This is a genomic window from Pedobacter cryoconitis (assembly GCF_014207135.1).
In the GTDB taxonomy this organism is placed as follows: domain Bacteria; phylum Bacteroidota; class Bacteroidia; order Sphingobacteriales; family Sphingobacteriaceae; genus Pedobacter; species Pedobacter cryoconitis_D.
The window spans coordinates 433,471-454,710 of record NZ_JACHCC010000005.1 but is presented as its reverse complement, the minus strand read 5'-3'; the positions used below and the strand labels follow the sequence as shown (position 1 = coordinate 454,710).

At 39.9% G+C, this 21,240-nt stretch carries 15 protein-coding genes; 2 read left to right on the top strand and 13 right to left on the bottom strand.

Features of this window, described 5'->3' with window-relative positions:
• Positions 1-287: 287 nt before the first annotated feature.
• Positions 288-1,268, top strand: coding sequence for an acyl-ACP desaturase (locus tag HDF25_RS11695; protein WP_184624941.1), 981 nt, complete (start codon positions 288-290; stop codon positions 1,266-1,268).
• Between the two features lie 98 nt (positions 1,269-1,366).
• Here the strand turns inward: HDF25_RS11695 and HDF25_RS11690 are convergent, their stop codons facing one another.
• The 11 genes from HDF25_RS11690 to pyrR form a co-directional block, all read right to left on the bottom strand.
• Complete coding sequence (locus HDF25_RS11690) at positions 1,367-4,744, bottom strand: methylmalonyl-CoA mutase family protein (protein ID WP_184624940.1); 3,378 nt, start codon at positions 4,742-4,744, stop codon at positions 1,367-1,369.
• A 165-nt stretch (positions 4,745-4,909) separates the two neighbouring features.
• A complete protein-coding gene (pafA, locus tag HDF25_RS11685; protein WP_184624939.1) occupies positions 4,910-6,577 on the bottom strand; it encodes an alkaline phosphatase PafA in 1,668 nt (555 codons plus the stop codon).
• A 50-nt stretch (positions 6,578-6,627) separates the two neighbouring features.
• Complete coding sequence (locus tag HDF25_RS11680) at positions 6,628-7,914, bottom strand: bifunctional folylpolyglutamate synthase/dihydrofolate synthase (protein ID WP_184624938.1); 1,287 nt, start codon at positions 7,912-7,914, stop codon at positions 6,628-6,630.
• A 70-nt stretch (positions 7,915-7,984) separates the two neighbouring features.
• Complete coding sequence (locus tag HDF25_RS11675) at positions 7,985-8,800, bottom strand: energy transducer TonB (RefSeq protein WP_184624937.1); 816 nt, start codon at positions 8,798-8,800, stop codon at positions 7,985-7,987.
• Positions 8,800-9,201: an ExbD/TolR family protein gene (locus tag HDF25_RS11670; RefSeq protein WP_184624936.1), complete on the bottom strand. Its 402-nt coding sequence runs from the start codon at positions 9,199-9,201 to the stop codon at positions 8,800-8,802. Before HDF25_RS11670 ends, HDF25_RS11675 begins: the two co-directional genes overlap by 1 nt.
• Positions 9,201-9,911, bottom strand: a complete 711-nt coding sequence (locus tag HDF25_RS11665) for a MotA/TolQ/ExbB proton channel family protein (RefSeq protein ID WP_184624935.1) — start codon at positions 9,909-9,911, stop codon at positions 9,201-9,203. The genes HDF25_RS11670 and HDF25_RS11665 overlap by 1 nt, the downstream gene beginning before the upstream one ends.
• Positions 9,912-9,913: 2 nt before the next feature.
• Positions 9,914-11,290 (bottom strand): hypothetical protein, encoded by a 1,377-nt coding sequence (locus HDF25_RS11660; RefSeq protein ID WP_184624934.1) that lies wholly within the window; start codon positions 11,288-11,290, stop codon positions 9,914-9,916.
• Positions 11,291-11,384: 94 nt separating this feature from the next.
• Positions 11,385-13,151 (bottom strand): TonB-dependent receptor, encoded by a 1,767-nt coding sequence (locus tag HDF25_RS11655; protein WP_184624933.1) that lies wholly within the window; start codon positions 13,149-13,151, stop codon positions 11,385-11,387.
• A 10-nt stretch (positions 13,152-13,161) separates the two neighbouring features.
• Positions 13,162-16,179 (bottom strand): tetratricopeptide repeat protein, encoded by a 3,018-nt coding sequence (locus HDF25_RS11650; RefSeq protein ID WP_184624932.1) that lies wholly within the window; start codon positions 16,177-16,179, stop codon positions 13,162-13,164.
• 215 nt (positions 16,180-16,394) lie between these two features.
• On the bottom strand, positions 16,395-17,327 hold the full coding sequence (locus HDF25_RS11645) for an aspartate carbamoyltransferase catalytic subunit (RefSeq protein ID WP_184624931.1): 933 nt from the start codon (positions 17,325-17,327) through the stop codon (positions 16,395-16,397).
• Positions 17,328-17,330: 3 nt separating this feature from the next.
• A complete protein-coding gene (pyrR, locus tag HDF25_RS11640) occupies positions 17,331-17,879 on the bottom strand; it encodes a bifunctional pyr operon transcriptional regulator/uracil phosphoribosyltransferase PyrR (protein WP_184624930.1) in 549 nt (182 codons plus the stop codon).
• Between the two features lie 120 nt (positions 17,880-17,999).
• On the opposite strand from pyrR, the gene HDF25_RS11635 reads away from it, so the two are divergent.
• Positions 18,000-18,395, top strand: coding sequence for a thiol-disulfide oxidoreductase DCC family protein (locus tag HDF25_RS11635; RefSeq protein ID WP_184624929.1), 396 nt, complete (start codon positions 18,000-18,002; stop codon positions 18,393-18,395).
• 55 nt (positions 18,396-18,450) lie between these two features.
• On the opposite strand, the gene rpsA is transcribed toward HDF25_RS11635, so the two are convergent.
• Together rpsA and cmk are read right to left on the bottom strand one after the other, a co-directional pair.
• Positions 18,451-20,385: a 30S ribosomal protein S1 gene (rpsA, locus tag HDF25_RS11630; RefSeq protein ID WP_184624928.1), complete on the bottom strand. Its 1,935-nt coding sequence runs from the start codon at positions 20,383-20,385 to the stop codon at positions 18,451-18,453.
• 134 nt (positions 20,386-20,519) lie between these two features.
• Positions 20,520-21,224 (bottom strand): (d)CMP kinase, encoded by a 705-nt coding sequence (gene cmk / locus HDF25_RS11625; RefSeq protein WP_184624927.1) that lies wholly within the window; start codon positions 21,222-21,224, stop codon positions 20,520-20,522.
• Between the last annotated feature and the right edge of the window lie 16 nt (positions 21,225-21,240).

Here is a 21,240-nt window from a genome sequence, read left to right as displayed (position 1 = left end):
CGGTGCCAAATCTTAAAGAAAGCCTGTAGGAAACTACAGGCTTTTCTTGTTTATAACCTTTTTGGAAATCTCAGATCCGTTTTTTAAGTCTCAGCCGGCGTTTATTTTTAGAAATATTCATAACAAAGTTCCTCTTTCAAACGTTGTAATTGCAGCTATCCTGAATTCTTTTAGAATTTGTCTTAATAGAGTGATATTTTTAAGCATAATCTGCTATTAAATGGTCTCACAAAGGCATTATGAAATAATTTTGGTTATATTTGGTGTTAAACTAAAACACACATATAATGAGTTTTTTTGCTGAAAAAAGAAGGGAAGTAATGCTTCACATCGAGCAGTATATGCTTGATATGATGAGTACTTACCTGAAACCGATTGATACAAATTGGCAGCCAACTGATTTTTTGCCTGTTTCTACGAGTGAGACCTTCATTCAGGATATAAAATCCCTTCGCGAAACTGCGAATGACCTTTCATATGACCTGGTTGCCGTTTTAATTGGTGACACTATTACAGAAGAAGCATTACCAACATATGAATCATGGTTAGCTATGGTTGATGGTATTACCAGAGATGAAGAAGGTGGATGGATGAAGTGGGTACGTCATTGGACTGCTGAAGAAAACAGACATGGTGACTTGTTAAATAAATATCTTTATTTATCAGGCCGCGTTGACATGCGCCAGATGGAGATCTCTACACAATATCTGATTGCCGATGGTTTTGATATCGGCACCGGACATGATCCTTACCGTAACTTCATTTATACCAGCTTCCAGGAACTGGCAACTAATGTATCTCACCGCAGAGTGGCATCTTTAGCTAAAAAAGACGGTGATACCTTACTTTCAAGAATGTGTGGTGTAATTGCTTCTGATGAGGCAAGACATGCCAAGGCTTACAAAGATTTCATGTCTAAAATATTTGAGGTGGATCCTAATGAAGCTATGATTGCTTTTGAAGATATGATGCGCAAAAAGATTGTGATGCCAGCTCACTTCCTGAGAGAAATGGGAATGAAGATGGGACAAACTTTTGGTCACTTTACAGATGCAGCACAGCGTTTAGGAGTGTATACAGCAGTTGATTATGTCGAGATCATGCAACAGCTGATCGTAGAATGGAAAATCGAAAGTATGCGCGACCTGAATGAAGCTGGTGAAAAAGCACGTGATTATATTATGGCCCTGCCAAGCCGTTTATTACGTGTGGCTGAAAGAATGAAAAATCCTACTATGGATTACAAATTCAGCTGGATACACGCTTAATCAATTTATTACCCTACTAATTACCGACCTTATTATAGATCCTTATCCGCCTTGGCAGATAAGGATTTTTTTATTCAATATAGCAGGGCACTATATACTTACATATTTCTTCTGTATTGTCCGCCTACTTCGTATAGGGCATTAGAGATTTGTCCGAGAGAACAGATCTTACAAGCTTCCATTAAGGCTTCGAAGATATTTCCTCCGGTAACTGCTATCTTTTGCAGCTCTTTTAAAGCTTGTGTGGTATGATCAGCATTTCGTTTCTGGAACTCGTTCAGTGCTTCAATCTGGAATTGTTTTTCTTCTTCGGTCGCACGGATAACTTCTCCAGGGACAATTGTAGGTGATCCGTTTTTATTCAGGAAGGTATTCACACCAACAATAGGATATTCACCTGTATGTTTCAGGGTTTCATAGTATAGACTTTCCTCCTGGATCTTACCTCTCTGGTACATGGTTTCCATTGCCCCTAAGACACCACCACGATCATTGATCCTTTTGAATTCTGCCAGTACAGCTTCTTCAACCAGGTCAGTTAAATCTTCTATAATAAAGGCACCTTGTAAAGGGTTCTCATTTTTAGCAAGACCTAATTCCCTGTTGATGATCAGCTGAATAGCCATAGCCCTTCTTACGGATTCTTCGGTAGGGGTAGTGATGGCTTCATCATAAGCGTTGGTATGCAGTGAATTACAATTGTCATAAATCGCATATAAAGCCTGAAGCGTAGTTCTGATATCATTGAAATCAATTTCCTGGGCATGTAATGATCTGCCCGAGGTTTGAATATGGTATTTAAGCTTCTGTGAGCGATCATTTCCTTTGTATTTATTCTTGATTGCCTTAGCCCAGATGCGTCGGGCTACGCGGCCTATAACTGCGTATTCCGGATCTATACCATTAGAGAAAAAGAAGGACAGGTTTGGCGCGAAATCATCGATATGCATCCCTCTGCTCAGATAGTATTCTACAAAGGTAAATCCATTACTTAGTGTAAAGGCCAGCTGTGAGATTGGATTGGCACCTGCTTCGGCAATGTGATAACCGGAAATAGATACGGAATAGAAATTCCTTACTTTTTCATCTATGAAGTACTTTTGGATATCACCCATCATTCTCAGCGCAAATTCGGTAGAGAATATACAGGTATTCTGCGCCTGGTCTTCTTTCAGGATATCGGCCTGTACTGTACCGCGTACGGTGCTGATTGCATAAGCCCTGATTTTGGCATAAACATCCGCAGGTAATACCTGGTCACCTGTTACGCCTAAAAGCATCAGACCAAGGCCATTGTTACCCTGAGGCAACACGCCGTTGTAAACAGGTCTTTTTATTTTTTTTGCTTTGTAGATCTGGTTGATTTTTTCATTAACCTCGTCTGTCAGCTCGTGTTCTACGATGTATTTTTCACATTGCTGATCAATGGCTACATTCATGAAGAAACCCAGCAACATAGGTGCCGGTCCGTTAATCGTCATGGAAACTGAAGTAGAAGAAGCACAGAGATCGAAACCTGAATAAAGTTTCTTAGCGTCATCCAGGGTGGCGATACTTACCCCTGAATTACCAATTTTACCGTATATATCCGGTCTGATGTGCGGGTCTTCACCGTACAGGGTTACTGAATCGAAAGCTGTGGAAAGACGATGCGCAGGCTGCCCAAGAGAAACATAATGGAACCTCTTATTGGTTCTTTCCGGTCCGCCTTCTCCGGCGAACATCCTGGTAGGATCTTCCCCATCACGCTTCAAAGGAAATACTCCGGCTGCATAAGGAAATTCACCCGGTACATTTTCTGTTAATAACCAGCGAAGGATATCCCCCCAGTCTTTGTAGCGTGGCAGCGAAACCTTTGGTATTTTAAGCTGTGATAAAGACTCATAAAACAGAGGTTGTTTAATCTCTTTATCCCTTACTTTATAGACAAAATATTCTTCTTTATATTTCCGGAGTGTATCCGGCCATTCTCTGAGTAATCTACGGCAGGAGCCATCCAGTTGTTCTTCGAGATGATTGTATATATCCTTTAGTGAGTTTTTTAAAGAACCGGCTGACTGGTTTTCTTCATCACATATTTCCAGCACCCCGCTCAGCTGGTAAAGTTTACGCGCTATACCACTTTGAATTTCTACCCATTCATTATATGCCTGACTTGATTCGGCAATTTCAGCCAGATATCTTGTTCTGTCTGGTGGGATAATATATATTTTTTCTGACTGGCCATCGACCATCAGCATTCTGGCTTTGAAATCTGTACCTGTTCTTTCTTTGATTTTGGCCATCAAAGCGGTAAACAGGTTATTCATACCCGGATCATTGAACTGTGAAGCCATGGTTCCGAATACAGGAATGGTATCATCTTTAGCATCAAACAGATTGTGATTTCTCTTGTACTGCTTGCGAACATCGCGCAAAGCATCTAAAGCCCCGCGTTTATCAAATTTGTTAATCGCTACCAGATCAGCAAAATCAAGCATGTCTATTTTTTCAAGCTGAGTGGCCGCACCAAATTCGGGGGTCATAACATACAGGGAAACATCGCAGTGTTCTGTAATTTCTGTGTCTGACTGTCCAATACCAGATGTTTCGACAATGATCATATCATAACCTGCAGCTTTACAGATATCAATGCTTTCCTGAACATTAACAGACAGTGCTAAATTAGCCTGCCTGGTGGCCAGGGAACGCATGTAGATTCTGGGGTTATTAATGGCATTCATCCGGATCCGGTCACCTAAAAGGGCACCACCTGTTTTCCTTTTGGAAGGGTCAACAGAGATAATCGCCAATGTTTTGTCTTTGACTTCCATCAGAAAACGTCTGACCAGCTCGTCAACCAATGATGATTTTCCTGAACCACCTGTGCCTGTAATACCCAGAACAGGGGCCTGACTTTTACTGGTCAGTACCTTCAGTTCGTTGACAAAAGACTGTGCACCAACAGGATCATTTTCAGCAACAGTAATAGCCGAAGCAATACTGCGGACCTCTTTTTTAGGGATCATTTCAAGCTCGTTGGTAATCGATTTAGTGGTTACAAAATCGGTCTGTTCCAGCATATTGTTGATCATACCCTGTAAACCCATTTTGCGCCCGTCATCCGGCGAGTAGATCCTGGTAATTCCGTAGGCTTGTAATTCGGCGATTTCAACAGGTAAAATCACACCGCCACCGCCGGCAAATATTTTGATTTGTTTAGCTCCTTTTTCCTGGAGCAGATCGTACATATATTTAAAGTATTCCATATGTCCACCCTGATAGGAGGTCATGGCTATACCCTGAACGTCTTCCTGAATGGCACAATTAACTACTTCTTCCACTGATCTGTTGTGTCCCAGATGGATAACCTCCGCTCCTGAAGACTGCAGGATCCGGCGCATGATATTGATAGTTGCATCGTGCCCGTCAAACAGGGCTGCAGCAGTGACAAAACGAATCTTATTTTTAGGGACGTAACTTTTAACTGGTTCCATTGATGAAATTATATTTGGTCTGTAAAGTTAATAAAAACTAAATAGCAAGCTTAATTATTGAAAATCAAAACTAAATATTTGGGGCATAAAAAAAGACAAACCCTTTCTGGACATGCATCCCTTTTTTCAAAGGGTTGTTGAGCGGAGAGAGTTTGTCTTTATGTATTATTGGTGAGTAAGTTCTGTAATAGGTTCTCCTATACAGCCACTCGGCATTTGAATATGCAGCATAGCAGCTAGTGTAGCCGCGATATCTGTCATATGATGAGTTTTATTGGTTTTACCTGGTTTTACATTCCATCCCATGAAAACCAATGGGATATGTGCATCGTAAGGATTCCATGCACCGTGTGTAGTCCCTGTTTTTCCACCGTCAAACCAGTTAGGCTGCAGAATAAAATATACATCCCCGCTGCGACGTGCATTATAGCCATTTGAGATCATTTCTTTCTGAACTGCAGTCAGTGTGCTTTCTGCGATTTTTGTTAAATCTACAGCATCGGCAAATCCATCCAGAGTTCTCAGATAGTCTATCGTAGCAGCTTTCATCGCCGTAAAATCTGTTTGCCTGAAATCAGGATTTTCATGATTGAAAATAATCTGGTTGTTCATCGCAAGCAATACTGGGGCCTTGATCTTAAATCTGCTTTCCAGATAAGTGTTCAGTCCTTTTACAATAGCCTTATCATCCACTACTCCACCCGGAAGTCTGTTTTCTTTCATAAAACCAGGAACATGTGCTGCACCATGATCTGCAGAAAGGAATAAGAGATATTTTCCTTTACCTACAGTATGATCCAGATAGTTGAAGAAATCTTCAAGATCTTTGTCCAGACGTAAATAAGTATCTTCTGCTTCTATGGAATTAGGACCGTATTGATGACCAATATAATCGGTAGATGAGCAGCTTACCGCAAGAAAATCTGTGGTATTGTCTTTACCTAGTTCTTCGGCTTTGATGGCCTCCTTTGCAAGCTCTAGCGTAATCGTATTTCCATAAGGAGTACTTTTGATCATCTCATAGTTCTTTCCTGCATATAGTTTTAACGGATGAGGGAAAGTTGGAGTTTGTTCTCCTCTGGTTTTACCTTCATAGTCTTTGTTATCCGCAGTACTTTGGGTATAACTCTCAATAGGGTAGAGAGTATTCCAGTTTTGCGCAAAATATTTATTGGCTGTTTTTAGTTTATTATAGTCCTGTACCCAGGCAGGTAGCTGGTTCATATAATATGTACTGGTAATCCAGTCACCAGTTTGCCCGTCATACCAGTAAGCTCCGGTCGGGGTATGGCCTGCCGGAAGAATAGATCCGCGGTCTTTCAGGGAAATTCCGATTACCTTGCCTTTGAAGTTGGTCGCCAGACGCAGTTCATCGGTTATTGTACTGCTCAATAAGTTTTTAGGAGACATCTTTCCTGCTGTTGTTGTAGAACCAACTGTAGTTACAGAGGAGTCTTCTGTACAATAAACACCTCTTTTAAGTTGTGGATCATACCAGTCATTTCCAACAATACCAGTAATTGAAGGTACAGAGCCGGTGTAAATACTGGAGTGTCCGACTGCGGTATAAGTTGGGGTATAAGGGATCAGTGTATTCTCAACTGAAAAACCTTCATTAATCAGGCGTTTGAAACCTCCGCTTGAATATCTGTCATAATAGCGATACAGATAATCCCATCGCATCTGATCGACAACAAGTCCGATCACTAGTTTTGGACGGTCTATCGTTGCGGGATAGACACGCTGAGCACCAGAATTCTTTTCTTTTTTTTGTGCTATAGCTACATTGCATAAACAGGCAACTGCGGCGAATAACAAGTACGTTTTTTTCATCAGGGTGTATATTGTTTTTTCATTATTTAGTTATGAAGCTGGTATTAGCTTTAAAGTACTTCTGCGACAACAAATGTACTACCGCCAACAAAGATTAAATCATTGGCTGCAGCATTTGTTCTGGCAGCCTCCAAAGCTAAGGTTACAGTGTTAAAAACAGACCCATGTAACATGAATTTTGCTGCATGTGCGGCCAGTTCTTCTGCAGACATTGCTCTTTCAAGATCTGGCTGACAGAAATAATACTTAGCTTCAGCAGGTAATAACTCCAGTACGCTGGTCACATCTTTATCTTTCAGCATACCGATAACTATATGTAAGTCTTTGAATTCAGTAGTACGGATGTTTTCGAGGACTTCCTGAATTCCTGCTATATTATGGCCAGTATCGCAGATAACCAGTGGTTGCTCACTTAAAGTCTGCCATCTGCCCTGTAAACCGGTAATTTCTGCGGTATGGGCAAGACCTTCATAAACGGCCTCATCCGAAATATGGAAGCCATTCTGGTTTAAGGTCCTGATAGATTGAATAACTGTCAATACGTTCTTCAACTGATAAAATCCACTGAGATCCAGTTTCAGGTCTTTAAACAAACAGGTGTCTTTTTCATACACTGAAGTTTTCAGCTGTCTGCCTTCACGGCTGGTATCCTGTACATGGAGTTCCTCACTGGCAAAGACAAGTTTACTTGCTGTTTGTTGTGCTTCGGTTATAAACACCTGAGCAGTTTCTTCCTGTTTCTCGCCAATGACTACTGGTATGCCGGGTTTAATAATCCCTGCTTTCTGATAAGCAATCTGCTCCAGCGTATTACCCAGCAGGTTGGTATGATCATAACTGATATTGGTAATGACGGAAAGCTCAGGATGGATGATATTGGTAGAGTCCAGTCTTCCGCCCAGCCCAACTTCAATGATTGCCACATCGACATGCTCAGCTGCGAAATAAGCAAATGCCATCGCAACGGTCACTTCAAAGAATGATGGACTGATAGATTCTATCATTTCTTTCTCCTGTTCCGTAAAATCAACAACGAAGGATTCTGTGGCCATTTCGCCATTTATCCTGATTCTTTCTCTGAAGTCTTTGAGATGGGGAGAAGTATATAAGCCGGTTTTATAACCGGCCTTTTGTAAAACAGCGGCCAGCATATGGGAGGTCGAGCCCTTACCATTTGTTCCGCCTACATGGATAGTTTTGAATTTATTTTGCGGGTTTCCAAGGTTTTCACACATAGCCAGTGTATTGTGTAAATCCTTTTTAATTGCAGCTGCTCCTTTACGGGTAAACATTGGAAGCCTGCTGTACAGATAATCCAGGGTTTCTAAATAAGTCATTCGAATGATTCTATGGTTGCAAAAGTATCAAAGAAACCTTAGAAAACTCAAAATTTAACGAGCTTAATGATTATTTAACCTTGAAGTTGAAAACTACTACACCAACCTGAAAATCAGGAGCAGATTCGTCTTTGTTCAAACGGGCACCCATCACTGCGGCTTTACATTTAGCCCAGAGATCCAGATCCTGTAAAGTTGTTCCTTTAACACCCGGAACGGCATCTACTACAATTCCATCTTTATTGATACTGATCCTGACTGCAATTTTTCCGGTTTTCTGTCCATTGTCCTGAGGAGTCACCAGGTTAGTGAAACGTCTTAAGGAAATGGGTTTGTTGCCGAAGCCTGATCCGCCTTCTCCATAATTATTGGCCAGCGGGTCACCGTTAACAGAACCCTGGTTACCCGGGGTACTTCCGGTACCATCTCCCTGTCCGGTTCCTTTATTTGCTTTACCTTTATAAAGTGCATTTTGGTTTACTGTAGGTTTTGCCGGTTTTTCGGCTACCGTAGCAGCAGTAGGAGTAGAGGGCTTAGCTGTTTTTTTAGTATTGATACTGACAGCTTCTTCTGTATTCTGGGTAGCAATTTCTTTATCTGTACTTTGTGAAGATTTTACTGGTGTAACCTGTTTTTCAGGGACTACTTTATCCGGAAGCTGCTTATTGGCATTAGGATCAGAAGAGGGCTCTTCTACACTGGTGTAATCAGTGCCCATTCCTTCTACAGAAGTACCATAATTAACAACCATTCCCCCCATACCAGCTTCCTCTGCCGGTTTGAAGGTCCCGATAGCAATAAAAAAGCTTAATACCAGTAAACCTGCCATAATTGCGGTAGAGATGGCTATAGCCTTAGGGTAATTATTTTCTTCTTTATAAGTCATTATTTTTTCGGTTCTACAGCTAATACAACTTTCAGTTTTAACTGATTGGCTACATCAAACACGGCCATAGTATTCTCGATGGAAACACCTCTTGCGACATAGAGCACAATGGTAAGATCTGGTGAAGCTTTCTGATAAGCTTCAATGCTTGCCTTCATGTTTTCCAATGTAACAGGTTGCTTCTCTACAAAATAAGTCAGATTATCATTGATAGAGACAGTTACTGTTTTCTGAGCCGCTGATTGCTGCCCGGATTCGGAACGCGGAAGCAGTAGTTTAACTACCTGCGGGTTTACTGCTGCCGAGGCAAGCAGGAAGAACAGCATCAGGAAAAACATGATGTCATTCAGCGCAGAAGTGTGTACCTCGACTGTTCCTTTATTTCTTTTGCGTAGATTCATTATTTACCTGGCTCCTCTAATAGATCAATAAACTCTAATGCATCTGTTTCCATTCTAAGGATGATTCTTTCGACCATCGCATTCAGGATATGGTACAAAACGTAAGAGATAATACCTACGATCAGACCGGTCGCTGAAGTAATCATTTTTGTATACAAACCTCCGGATATCGTTCCGATTTCAATTGCACCTTTTACAGATACATCATGGAAGATGGTAATTACCCCGATGATAGTACCAACGAAACCTAGCATCGGCGCTATACCTGCGATAATTCCTAAAATACTGATGTTTTTCTCCAGTTTGGAAACTTCGAGTTTACCTACGTTTTCAATAGCAGCTTCAATATCCTTAATCGGTCTTCCAATACGTTTTAGCCCTTTTTCCAGCATACGGCCTAATGGAGAATTTGTATTTCTGCATAAAGCAATTGCATTTTCCAGTCTGCCTTCATGGATATATTGTTTAATCTGAAGCATCAGATTGGACTCAGTCTTTGAAGATTTTCTGATAGTCAGGTAACGTTCAACGAAAATTACCAGGCCAGCAAAAGCAAGAAAAGCAAGGGGAAGCATTACCCAACCACCCTTCATTAATAAATCAAAGAAGTGCAGTTCCGGAGGTGCAGCAGTTACAGCCTGTTTTGCAGCGTTGGCGGTATCCGTTAGTTGGTGTACTGTATCTGTAGCAACCTGTAGTAAAGTGATCATATTTATTGTCTGTTTTTATAAATGTATATTCCGGGTATCTTTAATTTTTTTGATAATCTATCCAGCTCTTTTTTAGCTGATTCCTCATCTTGTAACGTTGCAATACTCATCTTTAGTCTTCTTCCGGACATATTGGTGACTACCTTGGCGTCTATTCCGCTTTTTTTCATCAGTTCGATGAATTTGTCCGCCTCTTTCTGGTCATGCATCGATGCACCGATAATTTCATAAACTACTTTAGCAGAATCGGGTGTTTTTGCAATAGTCTTCTGACTTGAAGAATCTTTTTTAACTGCAGGGGCAGTAACCGGAGCAGGTTTTTTAGTGGAATCTGTAGCTACAGAATCAGGTTTGTACCTGGTTTGTATAGGTGGTTTTGAAGCTGGTTGTTCAGTTTTTGCGGTATTAAACGGACTGTTGGCTATCAGACCATTAAACCATTCTGGTTTGACAATATAAGCTACAATCATCATAATTACCAGGATCAGAAAGCCCAATATGATTTTGAGATATAAAGGGGTGGATTTAACAGGTTTTTCTTCGTCTTCAGTCTTGTAAACTTCTTCTTTATAGAATTTAGCAGGTTCGGGTGCCTGAGTCATTTGCTGATCTTTTAAATTCCAGATCACTTCTTCCTGCTCAGGAACTGAAGTTTTTGAAACAGGAGATTTTGATCTGTAAAAGTTCAGTGCTTCGATCTCTGCACGGAGTTGTTCTTCATTTTTTTTCTGTGCTACGGGATGTTCTTCACTGAAATTCTCATTATCCGGTACAACGGTTTCAATATGGTGTTCTTCTACAGGAGTACTTACTACCTCCTGTACAACTGGTGTTTCAGGAGCTGGTTCTTCAGTATGCTCACTGGTTACTTCCTCCACAACAGGTATTTCAACTGCTGCTTCTTCCACAGGGTGATGAACCGGATCTTCGACAACAGGAGGTGTTTCTGGTACGATCTCCTCGGCTGATGGTTCCTGCTCAGCCTTGATACTGGGCAGACCGTAAAAATCAAAGCCAAAATTCAGTTTCTCCAAAGGCTCAAAATGAAGCTCATCATCAGCCTTGTATAACATACCCAGACCATCTAGTTTTGCTTCCTGATGATCATTAAGCTGCTGAAGGATACCATTGCTGAATTCATCGATAAAGTAATGAGCAGTATCTACCGATACATTTCTTTTTTTACTGATGAACTCCGCTAACAAGACCTCTTCCTTAACTTCCGGCGTAAAGTCAATAGTATAACTGGGCGGTACAAATGAATGCGTTTCTGCATCATACCTTCCCGGAGATTTCTTTTTGTAGACAGTTCCCAATCCGGAAACTCCTACAGCTTTACGGGTTTGAATAAGTTCAGTGAGATAAGATAAGATATCCATTCTGGTAAAAATAAATTTTAATTCTGTATCAACCAATTATAATTTTAATTGCTTAGCGCCTGTTTAAATCTATTTGTACAAAATCTATGTGTTTTTAGAACGAATAGCTGATTCCGCCAAATACATTCACACCAATTGCCTGGTAATATAAATAACGGCTGTACTTGGTATTGAGTAAGTTATTGGCTTTAGCAAAAGCAGAGAACTTATTATTGATCTTATAAGTAGCTCCAATTCCTAAATCTACAAAACCTTTAACGTTTACTACAGTTTCAATTGCCGGATTTGGAATGATGTATGGTGAAGCTGGTGCAGCTGTATAAACTTTCGCATTGGAAGCATCCTGAATAACTACAGCAGCATTGAATCCTAACTTATCGGTCACGTTGAATAATAAGTCTGAGCTTACACGAACTTTTGGTTTACCCCAGCTATATCTTTCAGAAGCTGGTTTGTAATCTTCCAGGTTTATTTTACCTGTCCACTTTAACTGGTCACTTACCTGTACAGAGATTTCACCTTCCAATCCTGTCAGTTTCGTATTTCCGAAATCATAAATTACATCGAATTTAGTGAAGTCGGCATAGTTGTTCACGAAAAGTGGCATGTCAGTAATTTCTTTACGATATACTCTTGCCTTATAACCAAAACCAGGACCACCAGTACCTTTTACACCGGCACTGAAACTGATTTTGTCAACAGAGTTTTTGATCGCAATATTGCTGTTCAGGAATGGGTTTTCATCAGTTAATTCTTTCATAGAATTCCTGTTCACATCTCCTTTGATTTCACCAAACAGCTGTAGATAATCAGGTATAATAGTGAAATCTGCTGTTATTGCAGGGAAGATTCTGGATTTGGAAACTGTACCAAATTCCTGTACAAAATTCACTCCTGCAGCAATTTTTATCCCATTCGCCTGTAATCTGATGTAAGGGTTCAGACGCATCAGGTTATTGGTTACGCTGGTGGATACATCTTTTGTATTTCCAAATTCGCCTGAAGCAGCCAGTCCGAAATTGAAACTGCTGATTCTTTTATTTAAATAACCATTTACAACAACTGAGTTTTCTTTGGCAGAATACTGATCACCCCAGATATAACCGTTGATTTTAGCGGCATAACTTAAAGCGTCTGCATCTTCGGTATGTTTATTAACCACTTCTCCTTCTGCTTCAATGAAGTTGAAAGACTGTTTTCCAGGATTAGGGTTTCTCAAAGGATTACTCTCATCATAACCATAGAAATAGAAACCTTTTCGTTCATAATTAATACGGCCGCTTAAGATAGCTTTATCACCGATACTACGACCAAAAACACTTAACTGCTGCTGGTTCATTTTTTGCCCGTTTAATTTCCCCGACTGACTGAAATGTCTGAAGAAACCACCTGCCTGCAGATTCTCATTGCGGCCCATGTTGATATAGGCTTCGCCTAACAGGGTACTGGCAGAACCAAATGCTCCTTTAACGTAGTTATTGACAATTTCTGCTTGTTTCTCGGCAGCTACATCCTGTGCATAAAGTTTGTCGATATCAGAATTGAGTTCCAGTTTCCTGTCAGTCAGACTGTAGTTAAAACGCGCTTTATAGGTTTTAACATCATTCAGATCCGGGCTTCTTCTCAATTTAACAGCTTCGGCAAGAACTGGTTTGTAAGGTCTTACTACTTCAATTTCTTCAGTGACCGGCTTATTATCATCAGCAGCTTTTTCTGCGGCCTTCTTTTCAGCTGCTTTCTTCTCCGCTGCTTTTTTCTCTGTAGTCTTTTTCTCCGTCGTTTTCTTATCCTGTGCCTGAAGCGTTAGGGTACCTGCAGTAAGTAAAAAAACGGTTGTATATATGAATTTATTAAATCTCATGGTGGTGGTCTTATTTAAGTTTCTCTAATTTTTCTTTGGCAGTAGCTACGATTTCGTCTTTACCGTCATAGTTATCAATAATACTTAACAATGTACTTTTTGCCTGCAGGTTATCTTTTAATGCGACATAGTTATCAGCCAGTAAGATGAACGCCTTAGCTACCCAGTAATCGTAAGAAGGCATGTTATTGATTAAATCAAAACAAGTTTTCTGCGATGTTTTATAGTCATGTTTAGTATACTGTATTTCTGCCAGCGTATATTTTGCTTCGGCTGCTGCCAGTGTTTTGGTTTTACCTACGACATTGGTGAATGCTTTTACTGCCATTGCAGTATCTGCTTTTAACAGATAAGCTTTACCTGCATACAGATCAGCACTGTTTACTTCTTCTTCTGAAGCTTTATCGGACTCCTTGGTCAGCAATACATATTTAAGGATATCATCAGGCATATTTAAAGCAGTGTATGCTTTTAGCAGATTGTTGATAGCAAATGAATAATGTGATTTATAATCTGCTGAGGTTTCCAGTCTTTTCAGGTAAACGATAGCTTCATTATATTTCTTCTGTGCCAGGAATAACTTTGAAATACTAACCAGTGAACGTTCTGTATAATCACTTGTCCAGTCGTTTAAGATAAACTCATAATCCGGGATAGCTTCATCCGGACGGTTTAATTTAACCAGTGACTCTGCTCTGATGAATTTGGCTTCCTTAGCATGTATTGCCTTCGGATATTTATCGAAGTAAGCATTGATGCTCTCTACGGCTCCTTTGGCATCGCCTTTTAGGTAAGTATTGTTAGCAGCCTGGAAAACTATATTATCCTGCTCTGCTACCGTGTAATTACCAATAGGGGTTGTGTTTGCATAAGCAATAAAACCATTTGCATCTCCACGGTCAACATAGATATTCTTGATTGACTCTAAAGCCTGTTTGGCTTCTTCGGTACTGGCATAATCGTTAATTACTTTTTTGAAGGTTGTCAGTGCCTCATCATCTTTGTCCTGGTTGTATTGCACCAGACCAATAGTAACCAATGCTCTTGGCACGTAACTGCTGTTCGGGTATTTGCTGATTAAAGCAGTCAGGTCATTTCTCGATTTATCGAGATCACCTTTATTAAAATAAGTATAGGCGATTTCGAAACCGGCATCATCTGCATAATTGGATACAGGGAATTGCTTCAGTAAACTTTCCATTGTCGCAATCTTGGTATCGTCCTGTCCCTGGAGACCCTGGATCATTCCTCTCTGGAAGAGTGCATAATCCTCACCTGTAGATCTGTCAGCAATAATGCGGTTATAATAAGTCAGTGAGTTGGAATAACTCTTACTCACAAAGTAAGAATCTGCCAGACGCATTGTCGCATCTACAACGGTATTTTTGTCTTTATCGTTTCCGTTCAGGAAGCGTTCGTAATAGGTTGCTGCTTTAGCATATTTTTCATCTTCAAATGCGGCATAGGCCAGGGCGTAATTCGCATAATTGTATACCTTGGTTTTATCTGCACCTGGCATTCCCAGGAACTTTTCAAAGGTTTTTACAGCTTCACCATATTTGCGCAGTTCGTACATAGACTCGGCCATCCAGTAGGTACTCAGTGCATGTATTTCCGGATCGTTTGGCAATGCATTAGAGCGCAGGAACATAGAAAGTGCGTTTGGAAAAGCACGTTCATTATAAAATTCCAGTCCTCTGAAATAAGTTACTTTCTGATAAGCTTCTTCGGCTTCTGGTGATTTATTAGAGATAGGTTCTAAGATATCAATTGCTGCCTGGTAGTTTTTACTGGTCAGTAAAATTTCACCCAGTAATGTTTTGGCTTCATTCAGTTTGCGTGATGCAGGGAATTGTTTCAGGAAATTTTGTGTGGACTCCAGGGCCTGCTGGTTAAAATCAAGTTCATAACTTAACCTGGCGTAATTGATCCAGGCATCTTCCTGAAGTACTTTGTCAAATTCAAGACGGGAAGCTCTGAAGAATGCACTTCTTGCTTTCTCTTTATCACCCAATTTAATGAATGAGCGTCCAAGTGTATACATTCCGCTTTGCAGATAGACATCATCAGTAGTCAGTTGCTCTAATATACCAACTGATTCTCTGTACATGCTTAACTGAAACAGGGAATAACCATATTGATAGATGAAAAGATTGTTCTTGGTTTTAGTGGTGCTTTTGGTATAAAAGTCACTGAAATAAAGAGCCGCATTTTTATAATCTGATTTCGCAAAATAAGAAGCTGCAATCAGGCTGAGCATTTCCGGCTCAAATTGCTGTTTAGTAGTTTTCAATACCGGAACAGCATAATTAATGACATCATCATAACGCTCATCCAGGTAATACATCGAGGTGATGTAATAAGGATAACTCGCCTCATAGGTTTTTGAACCTTTCAGCTTCTCGAAATTGCTGAGTGCAGTTTTATATTCTTTGTTCAGATAATTGATATAGGCAAAATAATAAGTTGCACTTTCCTGAAAAGGACCGTCGACTTTTTTTACCGCTTCAAATAAAGGTTCTGCCTTTTCTATATTTTTAAGTTCAAAATAGGAGTAACCCTGTTTGAACTGGTATTCTGTTCTTTGTTTCTGAGAAAGTGTAGAAGGATCTGTTTTTTCAAACCATTCCAAAGCTTTCGTGTAGTTTTTTTGTGCGAAATAAGATTTACCTACGTGGAAGTAAGCTAATTTCGTGTTTGGATTTAATGGATAGTCCTTAATGAAGTTCTGAAACAGGCTTTCAGCGTCTTTATTACCTAATTCAAGGGCACAAACAGCTGCATAAAACTTTGCATTTTCTCTGAGTAAAGAAAGTTCAGCATTGCTCTCCTGTTGTGTACCTGGTCTCTGTCTTAGCTGTTCAACCAGTCTGAATTGCTGGGCAGCAGCAACATACTTTTCGTTCTGAAGTAATTCAAGGCCGGTCTGATAGTTTTTATTGAGGTTTACTAGGGCACTTACCTGCGCATAACCTGCGGTAAAGTTACCTGCTAATAAAAGCGGAATAAAAAAGTATTTTTTCTTCATTGGTGTTTAATTTCTTTAAGCGGTTATGAAACTATCCTGATCCTTTTTATTGCCTTTTTTGCAATCGGGACATAATGGTTCCAGCTGATTTCAAATAGGATTGCTGCTAATATAATTATTGTAATGTGTCTTATTAACATAAGAAGTTAACAAGTGTTGATAACACTGATAAACGGTAATTTGATCAGAATGGTATAAAAAGAAATAGGCTGATGTTAATCTCGTTGAGAAGCAAGCAGATAAAGTACTGCCATTCGTACAGCAACGCCGTTTTCCACTTGTTCCAAGATTATAGACTGTTTACTGTCAGCCACATCACTGGTAATCTCAACACCTCTGTTGATCGGACCGGGATGCATCACGATGATCTCTTTGTCCAGGTTGTCCAGAATTTGTTTATTCAGTCCGTACATCATGGCGTATTCTCTCAGTGAAGGGAAGTATTTAATATCCTGTCTCTCTAACTGTATCCGGAGCATGTTCGCTACGTCACACCAGTTTAATGCTTTAACCAGGTCATGCTCAACTTTTACGCCCAGACTGCTGATATGTTTCGGGATCAGGGTAGTAGGACCACAGACCATTACCTCAGCACCTAGTTTTTGCAGACACAGGATGTTGGAAATAGCGACCCTGGAATGCAGGATATCACCGACGATGACAACTTTTTTGCCGCGGACATCACCCAATTTCTGACGGATAGAGTAAGCGTCGAGTAATGCCTGGGTAGGATGCTCGTGCGCGCCGTCTCCGGCGTTTACAATCTGTGCATTGATGTGTTTACTCAGGAAGACCCCTGCGCCTGCGTAAGGATGTCTCATCACGACCATATCAACTTTCATGGCCAGGATATTATTCACCGTATCAATCAGTGTCTCTCCTTTGCTCACAGAGGAGGAGGAGGCAGCAAAATTAATTACATCTGCTGAAAGCCTTTTTTCTGCCAGTTCAAAGGAAAGTTTGGTACGGGTAGAGTTCTCAAAAAAGATATTCGCAATGGTGATATCACGCAGCGAAGGAACTCTTTTGATTGGCCTGTTAATAACATCCTTGAAATTATCTGCAGTTTCAAAAATCAATTCAATATCATTCAGGGTAATATCTTTAATGCCTAAAAGATGTCGTGTTGATAGTTTTTCTGCTGCCATTTCTTATTTATTTCGGTCTGATAATAAAATTACTTTGTCTTCACCCTCTGTCTCTTTCCAGCTTACCTTTACCAACTGGGAATCCAGACTATCTACCTGTTGCCCGATGTAGTCAGGCTCGATCGGGACATGTCTGGAAAATCTTCTGTCGATTAAGACAAGCAGTTCTACTTTGGCTGGTCTGCCATAGGCAAGCAATGCATCCAATGCTGCTCTGATGGTCCGGCCAGTCCATAGAACATCATCAATCAGAATGACATTACAGTCTTCTATGATGAAATCTATAGTATTGCTGCTTGCGGAAACGATTCCGTCTTTTCTCCTGAAATCATCTCTGAAGAAAGTGATATCAAGATTACCTTTTCTAATGGTATCGGTTTTGAGAATTACGGAGAGTTCTTGTTTGATTCTGTCTGCGAAGTAACTGCCTCGGGGCTGAATACCAATGAGTACGGTATTTGAAAAATCGTTGTGATTCTCAATTAATTGGTGACAAAGTCTCTTAATTGTGATTTGGAATTTTTTACCGTCTAGCAGTGTTCTCTTTTGCATTGACAAATTGATTAGGCAAATATAAAAAATCGAATTGAATTATGTGACGGCAATTTTAATTAATTTTAGCTGATCATGCAATTCTAAACGCAAATAAGTGATAATTAACTCAATTGAATAATGCAGCATTCTATAATATTTTTTGATGGTGTTTGTAATCTGTGCACGGGCTCTGTAAAATTCGTGATTAAAAGAGACCGCAAAGATATATTCAGGTTTGCTGCGCTGCAAAGTGATATAGCGGGTCAGCACCTTGGACCCTTTGGTTTATCTCTGAGTGAACTGAATACAATTATTCTGTTAGAGAATGGAAGGGTTTATCAGCGATCCACAGCTGCACTGCGTATTGCCAGGCATCTGAGTGGTGGATGGCCGTTGTTGTATGGTTTTATGGTTATCCCGGCCTTTATCAGGGATTTTGTTTACAATCAGATTGCCCGCCGAAGATACCGGATCTGGGGCAGGGAGGAGAGCTGTATGGTTCCAACTCCAGCTATAAAAGCTAAGTTTCTTTAACAAAAAAAAGAGGGTGCCTTTTGGACACCCTCTTTTAATATATAAGCTTTAAAGATTATTTAGCTTTGTTTTTGCTTTCTTCGCCTTCCATTTGCTCTTTCAATTGTGCAAGAACACCTAGATCACCAAGAGTTGATTTCTCAACTGAATCTTTAACTTTTTTAACTGCATTGCTTGAAGCTTTAGCATCTTTTTTCTTTGTAGCTCTTTCTTCAGCAGCAACTTCAGCTTTAGCCTCTTCCCAGATACGGGCGTGAGAAACAACGATACGTTTAGCATCTTTGTTAAACTCGATGATTTTGAAATCATTAGTTTCTTCAGCTTTGATAGTAGTACCATCTTCTTTAGCCATGTGTTTAGTTGGAACGAATCCTTCTACACCATATGGTAAAGCAATAACAGCACCTTTATCAGTTACTTTAACAACAGTTCCCTGGTGGATTGAATCTAACGTGAAGATAGTTTCAAAAGTATCCCAAGGGTTTTCTTCTAATTGTTTATGACCTAAGCTTAATTTACGGCTATCAACGTCTAATTCTAAAACAACTACGTCTAATGTATCACCAACTTTAGTGAATTCGTTAGGGTGGTTAACTTTTTTAGACCATGAAAGATCAGAGATATGGATTAATCCATCAATACCTTCTTCAATTTCCACGAATACACCGAAGTTAGTCATGTTTTTAACTACAGCAGTATGTTTGCTTCCGATAGGATATCTTTCAGCAACATTTTGCCAAGGATCCTGAGTTAATTGCTTAATACCTAAGCTCATTTTGCGTTCTTCGCGGTCTAAAGTTAATACTTCAGCTTCGATTTCATCGCTAACTTTAAGGAATTCCTGAGGGCTGCGTAAGTTTTGTGACCAAGACATTTCTGATACGTGGATTAAACCTTCAACACCAGGAATGATTTCTAAGAATGCACCGTAATCAGCTACAGTAACGATTTTACCTTTAACTTTAGATCCAACTACCAGGTTAGTATCTAAACTTTCCCAAGGGTGTGGAGTTAATTGTTTTAAGCCTAATGCAATACGTTTTTTCTCGTCATCAAAGTCAAGAACAACAACATTGATTTTCTCATCTAAGCTCAATACTTCTTTTGGATGCTCTATGCGGCCCCAAGAAATATCAGTAATGTGAAGTAAGCCGTCAACACCACCTAAATCGATGAATACACCGAAGTCAGTAATGTTTTTAACTGTACCTTCTAATACCTGACCTTTTTCAAGTTTAGATACGATCTCAACTTTTTGACTTTCTAAATCGTCTTCGATTAAGATTTTGTGCGATACTACAACGTTTTTAAATTCGTGGTTGATTTTAACAACTTTGAATTCCATTGTTTTACCTACGTAAACATCGTAATCACGGATCGGTTTGATGTCGATCTGAGAACCAGGTAAGAAAGCTTCAACACCCATGATGTCAACGATAAGACCACCTTTAGTACGGCTTTTAACAAATCCGTTGATGATTCTGTCATTGTCAAGGGCTTCGTTGATAGATTCCCAAGATCTCTGAGTTTTAGCTCTTTTACGAGATAAAATCAATTGACCATTTGCGTCTTCCGGAGCTTCAACAAATACATCAACTGTATCGCCGATTTTCAAATCAGGTGTATCACGGAATTCAGAAGTTGATACTAAACCGTCAGATTTAAATCCTACGTTTAATACAACGTCTTTATTGTTGATTGATACAACAATACCGCTGATAATTTCACCTTGGTTGATTTGATTGAAAGTATCGGTATACATGTCTTCAAACTTTTTACGGTCTTCGTCAGAGTATTTTCCGAAAGCTTTATCGTCTGCATCCCAGTCAAAGTCCTGATCTGGTGTTGCTAGTGATGATTTGATCTGTTCGATCGACAATGAATCAGCTTCTGATTCAATGGTTTCTTTTTCAGTCAGACGAGCGTCTGCACCTTGTAATTCGGCTTTTTTAGCCTCTAATTCTTTTTCTGCTACTTGTTTTTTTGCCATTAATCATTTAATCTCCTTTTCCCTTTAGGGACTGCAAAGATAGAAATTAATATATTTAATGAAAGAATTTTTTAATAAATGTTGTTGATTTTGAACTGCTTGCCTTAATTAATATGTATTTGGAATGACAATCTTTAGCTTTTCATCTTAATCAGTGACATCTCCGGAAGAAAGGGATAGACCTTCTCCAGTGCGAAGTCCAGCTGTTGTACAGGAGTGATATTTGTATTGTCCAGTATGATGGCATCATCAGCACGCACCAACGGACTTTCTTTCCTGGTTGTATCGGCATAGTCTCTATGTGCCAGGTTTTCAAATACATCTTCGAGTGATGTACTGGTATCTCCTTTGCTTTGTAATTCTTTAAATCTTCTTTCAGCCCTGATTTTAGGATCTGCTGTCATGAAAAGTTTAACCTGGGCATCAGGGAACACGGTAGTACCAATGTCACGGCCATCCATTACGATATTCTTGGATTTGCCCATACGTTGCTGTTGTCTGACCATTTCCTTGCGTACCTGTTTCAATGCAGAAACCTCACTTACATTTTCGGAAACAGGCATTTGTCTGATTTCTTCTGAAACTTCTTCTCCGTTTAAGGTGATGTGTGATTCGTAATCTCTCGAATGAAAGTTCAGTTCTATATGTTGAAGGGCATCGGTTACTGCTGCCTCATCAGCCATATTAATATGATTGCGGATAAAATATAAGGTCACTGCCCGGTACATCGCACCACTGTCAATGTATATAAAACCTAAAGTCTTAGCGAGTGCTTTTGCCAGTGTACTTTTGCCACATGATGAATACCCATCAATAGCGATAACCAGATTTTTTCTCATATGGGTGCAAAGTTAA